Below are 5,286 nucleotides of genomic sequence, written 5' to 3'. Positions count from 1 at the left end.
TTCATTGCAAGAAGGTTAGTCTGTTCTGCGATTGCGGCGATTGCCTGATTGGCTTCGTTAAGGTTTTCTGACTGTTTTGAAATCTCTTCAATCTGGTTTGAAACTTCTTCCTGTAATTTAGAACCATTATGTGCTTCTTCAGTAAGAATCTCATATTCTTCGGTGATAGTTTCAACATTTTTGCTTACAGAACGGATATTCTGCGAAATCTGTTCAATGGCACTTGAACTTTCAGAAATAGCTCCTGCCTGTTCGTTAATTCGCTCATCAAGTTTTGAAATTTCATTTTCTACAGAGCTGATATTTCCTGAAATAATTTCGACTTTTTCTGCCTGTGACTGAATCTGAGCGTTCATATTCTGTACACCGTCGGCTGCACTAGAAATCTGCGTAAATGAGCCGGACATGCGTTCAGTAAGCCTTGAACCTGTTTCTGTAAGAACGTTCGTTTCTTCCTGTAAAGTTCCCACAAGATTTGTCATGCTCTGAATTACTTTATTGCAGTTTCGTGCCAAATCGGTAAGTTCATTATCGCCTTTTTCCGGAATTCTTTGTGTTAAATCAGCAGTTCCATCTGAAATTTGTTTCATTGCATCAGAAATCGTCTTCATTGAACCAAAAATCAGGTTTGAGAAGAAGTAAAGGACGACAGCACCGAGAATTAAAAGTGCGATACCGATTCCGCCGATTAATGTTACTCTGGCCTGAATCGTTTTGATAATGAATGTGATGTCAAAATCACAGCCTATAAAACCTACGATTGTTCCGCGTGAATTTTTGATTGCCTTGTATGTAGAAACTGTCCAGCCCCATCCTTCCTGAAAAACCATTCCTGAAGATAAAAGTTCTCCGGTTTTCATTGTGATTAAAGGGGCATCTTCCCATGAAGAAATATCTTCTTCAGTACCGATTGGAGAATAATTCTCTTCATCAGTTGGTTCGCAGCTGCCGTCAATTATGTAACGGAATGTTGTACCCGAAACAGGAGCCATTGTAAAAAGATATGCACAGCCTACTGACTGAGCAATATTAAGCATCCATTCCCGTGTCTCTTCTGCCCATTCGTCATTTTCATCAAGTGTATTTGCAAGATTTTCAAATTTGTCGCCGTCTATATAGCTTGAAACCTTTTCAACGACAGGAATGCCCTGCATTGAAGCAAATTCTTCAGCTGTTTTTATAATACTAAAACTTGCTATTACTGAAACGACTGCAAGAGATACCAGTATAAAGGTGGCAAAGCCGGCAATAAATTTAACTTTCAGGGATTTCAACATTTTTTTGTTTCTCCTTACAAAAACACTGTAAGATATTATAACATGTCAATTCAATCTTTTAAAGAAAAAAAATATTACTTTTTGAGATTTAACCACCGTAATATTGATTATTCTTATAAAAAAAGATATATTATTATTTCATTATTCTAATTATGGAGGAATAAAGTGGTCAAAATCAGACTCAAGAAATTCGGTGCAGCAAAAAGACCTTGCTACCGAATCGTTGTTCAGGATTCACGCAAACCACGCGATGGTGTTACTATCGAAGAAATCGGCACTTACCAGCCTGTTACTCAGAAAGAAGGCAGCCAGGTAACTGTTGATATGGAGCGTGCAAAGTATTGGATTGGAGTTGGTGCTCAGCCAACAGAAACAGTCAAAAAAATCCTTAGCAAGAACGGCCTTAACAAATAATTTAACGGGAGTAACGGGGAATGGAAAAAGACCTGATTGAATACATTGCAAAATCATTGGTCGATGATCCCAGTGCAGTCTCGGTAAATGAAACCGAAGGCGAACGTGGTCCTGTTCTGGAACTTCGTGTAGCCCAGGGTGACATTGGTAAGGTAATCGGCAAATATGGCCGGATTGCTAAAGCGTTGCGCACAGTATTGAGTGCATCAGCCAGTAAAGATGGCAAGCATTACAGCCTCGACATACTGGACTAATTGACTGTGGAACAATCTAATCAAAACGACGTTTTTATCGTTGGCTTCGTTCGCGGCTCACACGGCATTTCGGGCGAATTTAAAGTAGAAAGCACTTCCGGTGAATACGAACATTTCGCTTCAATGAAAGAAGTTGCTTTGAGAAACGGCAGAACAGGAGAAAGCAAAACTTTTTCTGTTGAATATGCAGAAGTCGGCGGCCGTGACTTGTATCTGAAACTTGCAGGAATCGACAATCCAGAGGCTGTGCAGAAGTACAGTAAATGGGAAATCGTAGTTCCGCGCGAGAACGCTTGTCCGCTCGGTAAGAACGAGTGGTATATCGAAGACTTAAAAAAATGTGCTCTTGTTTACAAGGGTAAAGACGGATTGGCAGATAAATCTGCGCCCATAAAGGTGGGTACAATCACAGACGTAATGGAAGGCGGTTCTGGGAACCTGTTAGAAGTTCTCCTGGCCGAGGATTGTGATTGTCTTAGTAGCGATGTCAAATTCGATTCAAATGGAAAAATCCGCACGGTCTATGTACCGCTAAAGGATCAGTTCATTGGAAAGGTTGACGTTAAAAACAAGATAATCCAGTTGATGCACCTCTGGATTCTGGAGTAATTCCATGAAATTTACAGTGCTGACCTTATTTCCTGAGATTCCGCGCGCTTTTTTTGAAGCCTCAATCATGGCGAAAGCGGTTGAAAAGGGAATTATTGCCTACGATTTAGTGAATATCAGGGATTTTGCCTTTGATAAACACAAGACTTGTGATGACAAACCGTACGGAGGCGGTGCCGGTCAACTTTTGATGGCAGAACCTCTCGGGCGCGCTTTAGACAGCGTAAAGGCCTGCAAAAAGCATGTGATTTATGTCACGCCTTCAGGAAAGCCTTTCACTCAAAAAAAAGCGCAGGAACTTAGTCAGAAAGACGAAATTGTCTTAGTCTGCGGGCGTTACGAAGGAATCGACCAGCGAATCATTGATTTGTATGTCGATGACGAAATCTCCATTGGAGACTATGTAATGTCGAGTGGTGAACTTGCGGCAACGGTCATTGTTGATTCAGTGTACCGCTTAGTCGAAAACGTAATCACTCCCGAAAGCTTAGACGAAGAAAGTTATTCTGACGGACTTTTGGAATATCCTCAGTACACTCACCCGGCTGTGTATAAGGACTTGGAAGTGCCACCTGTTTTAACAAGCGGCAACCATGAAGAAATCCGGAAGTGGCGGCTGAAAAAGCGTCTTCAAAAAACACTTGCAAACAGGCCGGATTTAATCGCCTCCGCTCGTGTTCAGGGACTGCTCACTACAGAAGCTGAAAAAATGATTGAGGAACTGACGGAAATGCATTTTAACAAGCATGACCGCAGAAAAAACAGGAGAAAATAACAATGGATCTTATTAAGACTATTGAAGAACAGCAGAAAGACGAAACTTCTTTGAATTTCCGCGTTGGTGACACTGTTAAAGTTCACTTCGAAATCATCGAAGGTAAAACAAAACGTATTCAGATTTTTGAAGGTCTTGTAATCGCTATCAAAAATGAAGGTGTTCGCAAAACATTCACAGTCCGCAAGATTTCTTACGGTGTTGGTGTTGAGCGCGTTTTCCCAGTTTACAGCCCACGCGTTGTAAATGTTGAAATCGTTCGCCCAGGCAAAGTTCGCCGCTCTAAGCTCTATTATGTACGCGACAAGATTGGTAAGGCAGCTAAAGTTAAGGAACTCATCGGTCAGCCGGCTGTTGAATACCTCAAATGGTCACGCGACCTTTCTAAAGCAGCTGCAGAAAAAGAAGCTGCTCTTAAAGCAGAAGTTAAAGCAGAAGAAGCTGCAGAACACGCAGGTGCTTCAAACTAAGCTTACTGTCTGATATAAATCTCTCGCCTGTGCGGGAGATTTTTTTTGTTTATGACAAGTTCAGTTCAAATTATAAAAAATCAGCTTCCTCAAACTCTTCAATCAAATGCTGTTTTACGGGATGGCTCGGTTGTTGCAGGTCGTGTTCTTTCTCAGAATGGAAATGGTTATTATACAGTTTCTCTTGCCGGACAGATGATTGAAGTCCGTTCTCAAGTACCGCTTCAAAAAGGGCAGGTCTTTCAGGCACAGGTACGTATGTCAGATAATCAGCTTTTTCTTTCTATTGTTTCTGATTCTAAAAATACCGGAGAGATTTTACAAAAATTTTCACTGCAAAATCAGAAAATTCCTGTGCAGTTACAAAATTTTCTTTTGGCACTTGGATTTGAACCTGATTCAGACTCCTTTAAAATCTTACAGTTTATGCAGCAGCTTGGAATTAAAATTGATGTGGAATCAGCAAAAAAAGCTCTAAATTATGCTAAAAAAAATGGAACTGTAAATCATGAAAAAGCACAGTTTTCGTTTCTTTTTGAAGAAAAAGGACTTGCTTTAAATGATGAGTGGGTTTCTGCTCTTTTAGAAAATGGAAAACGGGATGAACAGAATAATAAGCAGCAGCATAACCATGATGATAATGAAGATAATTTGTTTTTTAATGATAAAATTTCTGTAAATTTTGTTAAAAATTTAAAAAGCTACTTCGAGTCTGTTGATTCGGCTTCACTTTCTCATAAAATAGGAATACTTTCGGCTTTTAATACTGTGCTTTATAAAAATAAAGAAAATACGCCATTAAATCATTGGATTCTGCTCCCTTTTGAATGGAATTTTAAAAATTATGTTGGAAATATTCGTCTTTTATTTGATTCAGAATTAAAAAATCTTCAGAAAGCGGTAATTGATATAAAAAACTCAGTAAATTACCATAAATTTATGCTTGCTTTTGAAAAAAATCAACTTTCATCTGTAAAATATGCTTCTTCTATTTCAAAAAAGAATCTGCTTGAAAATATGTTTTTTTCAAATTTTAACCGCATAATTAATGTTGAACAGGTTGATTTTAATTCTTTGTGCGGTTTTTGCTCTGAAGATGAAATTTTTAATCAGATACAGGGGGTAATATAAAATGAAAGATGAGATTTTTTCTGCTGTAGCTCTCCGGTATCCTGAATGGGCTGAAGCACCGTATATTTCTGCTAAAGCAAAAGGAAGCGTTGCAGAACGGCTTGTAAAAATTGCTGATGAAAATGATATTCCTGTTGTCGAAAATGCGGAAATGGCGAATGTACTTTCTCTTCAAAACGTTGGAAGTTTTATACCTGAAGAAACTTATTCTGCAATTGCAACTATTTTTGCTTTTATTATGGACTTGGAAAAACAGAATAGTTGAATTATAATGAGCTAAATTATAAAAAAGGGGAAAATCGAATGACTGATAAAAAATTCAATAGAGTTGATTGTAAAGAAATTAAAGTCGGATC

Annotated in this window: 7 protein-coding genes and 1 pseudogene; 7 read left to right on the top strand and 1 reads right to left on the bottom strand. The window is 38.7% G+C overall.

All coding sequences use genetic code 11. The features are described 5' to 3' along the window. Positions 1-1,277: methyl-accepting chemotaxis protein (locus tag ACKI5B_RS02140; RefSeq protein WP_407425363.1), on the bottom strand; the 1,277-nt coding region annotated here is incomplete at its 3' end. A 165-nt stretch (positions 1,278-1,442) separates the two neighbouring features. Here ACKI5B_RS02140 and rpsP point away from each other — a divergent pair. From rpsP to ACKI5B_RS02105, 7 genes and pseudogenes are all read left to right on the top strand, one after another. After that, positions 1,443-1,691 (top strand): 30S ribosomal protein S16, encoded by a 249-nt coding sequence (gene rpsP, locus ACKI5B_RS02135; protein ID WP_407425361.1) that lies wholly within the window; start codon positions 1,443-1,445, stop codon positions 1,689-1,691. 20 nt (positions 1,692-1,711) lie between these two features. Continuing rightward, entirely contained in the window at positions 1,712-1,945 is a 234-nt protein-coding gene (locus tag ACKI5B_RS02130; protein ID WP_407425360.1) for a KH domain-containing protein, read from the top strand. Positions 1,946-1,951: 6 nt separating this feature from the next. Then, positions 1,952-2,554: a ribosome maturation factor RimM gene (gene rimM / locus ACKI5B_RS02125; protein WP_407425358.1), complete on the top strand. Its 603-nt coding sequence runs from the start codon at positions 1,952-1,954 to the stop codon at positions 2,552-2,554. 4 nt (positions 2,555-2,558) lie between these two features. Further along, entirely contained in the window at positions 2,559-3,329 is a 771-nt protein-coding gene (gene trmD / locus ACKI5B_RS02120) for a tRNA (guanosine(37)-N1)-methyltransferase TrmD (protein WP_407425356.1), read from the top strand. Positions 3,330-3,331: 2 nt separating this feature from the next. Further along, a pseudogene (gene rplS / locus ACKI5B_RS02115) lies at positions 3,332-3,670 on the top strand (50S ribosomal protein L19); the annotation flags it as partial. 180 nt (positions 3,671-3,850) lie between these two features. Then, complete coding sequence (locus tag ACKI5B_RS02110; protein ID WP_407425354.1) at positions 3,851-4,930, top strand: hypothetical protein; 1,080 nt, start codon at positions 3,851-3,853, stop codon at positions 4,928-4,930. A 1-nt stretch (position 4,931) separates the two neighbouring features. Then, positions 4,932-5,195 (top strand): EscU/YscU/HrcU family type III secretion system export apparatus switch protein, encoded by a 264-nt coding sequence (locus ACKI5B_RS02105; RefSeq protein ID WP_407425353.1) that lies wholly within the window; start codon positions 4,932-4,934, stop codon positions 5,193-5,195. The last annotated feature ends 91 nt before the right edge of the window (positions 5,196-5,286 follow it).

Source organism: Treponema sp., from assembly GCF_045657965.1.
Taxonomy (GTDB): domain Bacteria; phylum Spirochaetota; class Spirochaetia; order Treponematales; family Treponemataceae; genus Treponema_D.
This window is presented reverse-complemented; position numbering and strand designations above follow the sequence as displayed.